Origin of the sequence: Micromonospora sp. WMMD736 (genome assembly GCF_049179015.1) — a bacterium.
Lineage (GTDB): Bacteria > Actinomycetota > Actinomycetes > Mycobacteriales > Micromonosporaceae > Micromonospora.
The window spans coordinates 1-2,331 of sequence record NZ_JBMHMI010000098.1; the positions used below are offsets into that span (position 1 = coordinate 1).

A 2,331-nucleotide genomic window follows, 5' to 3' on the forward strand; every position below is an offset into this window, starting at 1 on the left:
CACCGGTGGCGCCGCCTGCGCCACCACCGTTGGCCCCGCCTGCTTCGTTGGCGTCCGCACTGGAGTTGCGGTTGACATCCGACTTGTCTTTCGCAACGGTTGTGGGGCTGTACTTGGCGCTGTCTCTAACCTTCGCGACAGCGGAACGGATCCGGTCCCGCACGGGCTTCGTCGAGCCAGCCCTCTTAGCAGGCGACGCCGTCTTCTTCTTGCCGAGCTCACGGTCTTCGACCTCGCCCGCACTCAATTCGGTATCGGACGGCGCCTTGTGCTTCAGCGACCACGTCGGGCCTTCGGCGGCCGCCTTGAGCTCCGCTCCACCGGAGACCGGGTCCGTCGTGGAGGGTAACTCAGGTTGGGCCGCAAGGTCGTTGGGGTCGAGTTGGACCGCGTTCGCAGCCGGTTGGGCTACCTCCTCAGCCTTCTCCTGCACCGCGTCCAGGCGCGTCTCCAGCGCAGCCTCCAGACGCATCTCTGGCTCAACATCGTGCCGCGTCGCTTGCCACACAGCCCTCATCGGGCCTGGCTCACCCATCTGCTCGGAAGACGCCTCCCCGTCAACCGATTCGACAGCTACATCGGATTCGACAGCTTCATCGACCGCCATAGCCGCTTCGACCTCAGGAGCCCTGTAGTAGCCCGCCTCGATAATCTTCTTGATCGGCTCGTTCAGCTGGTCGGCCAGCTCGTCGAACCCAAGTAAGCGCAGCGGCTCCAACAGTGGCACATTCGGCGTTGGCACGAATACGTACGTGATGTTGCCTTCGGTCCACGTCACGTTGCCGGGGTCATCGATGTCGACCTCCGAATAATCGAGATGGACGAACAGGAATCCCGCTACAGCGTTGGCCAGGGTGGCAAGGTTGAGGGGGTTGAATTGACCATCGGCAAGCATGTCGTACTGCCGGATCACTTCGATGCGCTGGTACTGGGATTCTGGCAGCAACCGCCCAATCGGCTGGAGAATGCCGCCACGTGCGTTGAGCGGGTTCCCCATCGTGACGAACGTGGTTTCGCCGGGGTCTGGAACACTGGGATTGTCGACGTTCTTGGCGAGCCACATCTCAACGACAAGGGCGCCCAAGGAGTAGCCGAGCACGATCTTCTCGCCATTCGCGTTGTTGAGAGCCTCGTCGAGCGCGTGTACACCGTCAATGATGGCTAGCGGGATTATCGGGTTCCAAGATTGATAGTCCACGGCAGTGCAGGTATCCGCAGTCTGGCACAGCGGGCCTTGCACCGAATTGTTCCAAAACGGGTTTACGCCAGGAAATCCGGTCCCTTCCAGAGTCAACACCGTCGCAGCCGGCCGGTAGTCCACGACCGACGGTGCGGCCAGTTGGGTGACTTCGGCGCCTGACGGTGCGTATAGCGGGCTCATCCCCAGAGCGACTGCGAATAGGAGTGGCGGGGTGGCGATGAGAGCTTTCATTTGTTGCTCCTTGGTCAACTGAGCGATCGGCCCTTGTCCACAAAGCACGCCAATGGAGTCATCTGCTGCTAACCCCCCAGTGCCGCGTGAAACGTTTGCCGCTAGGGGCAGCCTAGACCCGCGACACGCAAAATTGTGACCAATAGCACAAAATGCGTCACGTCTTCTTAATGAAGCTCGGCAAACAACTGTGCGAGATGCGCAGTGATCTATGTTGAGCGGCCGGTGGTGGGCGCGACGGTGGCAAGGCCCGTTCAGGACGTTCCCCGGGGCTCTTTCACGCGACCACGTCGAGGCGCAAAAGGTCCGCACCCCCTCGCCTGTGGCTCTTTGGGCCATGCCTGCTCGCCAGGCAGCCGTAGGCCTCCAGAGTTCCTGCGGTGATAAATGGCCCTTAGCAATAGCATCCGTCGAGTGCGTAAATCCCCTGACACCCCGACATGCGCGATGTACGCTCCAAGCTGGGGCATCGCCACTCGGCCTAAGGGGAACTCAATGAAAATTATTTCTCAATTGCTAATGTCGGGCCTCCTAGGAGCCGTGGCATTTGCTCTGTTGCTATTTGCGCCAGCCGGCACATTAAACTACTGGCAAGCATGGGCCTTCATAGCGGTGGTCGGAATCTCGGGAAGTATTACTAGCAGTTACCTCCTGCGCACCAACCCGGCGGCGCTTGAGCGGCGCATGCCGGCGGTCGAGACCCGATCAGCGCAACGGATCATTGCCGGTGGTGTGTTTTTGTTATGGGCGGCTCAACTTGTGGTAAGCGCCCTCGATCACCGATTTGGTTGGTCCGCAGTTCCCACGGCGATCTCCTTGGCCGGTGATCTTGTGATCGCGGTGGGCCTTGGCGCAGTAGCATTGGTGAGTGCGCAGAACGCCCACGCGGCCGTAACCGT

General features: G+C 60.8%; 2 protein-coding genes. One reads left to right on the forward strand and one right to left on the reverse strand.

Annotated elements, in window-relative coordinates:
* On the reverse strand, positions 1-1,432 hold a 1,432-nt coding region (locus tag ACN269_RS34110), incomplete at its 3' end, for a PE-PPE domain-containing protein (protein ID WP_421477376.1).
* A 495-nt stretch (positions 1,433-1,927) separates the two neighbouring features.
* Here ACN269_RS34110 and ACN269_RS34115 point away from each other — a divergent pair.
* The coding region (locus ACN269_RS34115) for a hypothetical protein (protein WP_421477378.1) at positions 1,928-2,331 on the forward strand (404 nt) is incomplete at its 3' end.